The sequence below is a fragment of the Achromobacter marplatensis genome (genome assembly GCF_049060505.1).
In the GTDB taxonomy this organism is placed as follows: domain Bacteria; phylum Pseudomonadota; class Gammaproteobacteria; order Burkholderiales; family Burkholderiaceae_B; genus Achromobacter; species Achromobacter marplatensis_A.
Window position 1 is genome coordinate 1 of sequence record NZ_JBMGRB010000036.1, and the last position, 474, is coordinate 474.

Annotated in this window: 1 protein-coding gene; it reads right to left on the minus strand. The window is 67.5% G+C overall.

Translation table 11 applies throughout. The annotated features are described in order from the left end of the window. The coding region (locus tag ACI0FO_RS29435; RefSeq protein ID WP_416032096.1) for a hypothetical protein at nucleotides 1-474 on the minus strand (474 nt) is incomplete at both ends.

Consider the following 474-nt stretch of genomic DNA (forward strand, 5'->3'; position numbering starts at 1 on the left):
CCGTTGGCAAGCAGCTGTTTGTACTGGCTGTCGTTGTTGCCGAAGCCTTCCAGGAAGCGCTGGCCGGTGGTGGCCAGGATCTGGTCAGCGACAAGTTTCTGTTCGTAGAAGCCGTCGCCCAGGCGGCGGGGCTGGCCGGACGGGGTCAGGAATTTTGCGCCGGCGGGGAGCAGCGCGTTCAAGCCGCCCGGGCTGTTGCCAAGGCCGGCGTTGATGGCGCCCGTGGCACCGGCATTGCCGACCGGCGCGCCCGGCTGGCGCAATAGATCGAACAGGTAGTCGCTGGACACGGTCGGGCGCTGGCCGATGAAGCGCGGGTCCGTTGCCACGATATAGGGTGCGTCCGGCCTACCGTTGACGGCGAAGAGCTGGCTATCGGGAATGGTGGCAGGGTTGGACACACTGCGCACGACCGTGCCGCCGGGAAGGCCAACACTGGCGATCTGGACGGGTCCGGGCGCTTTGCCGCCGCTG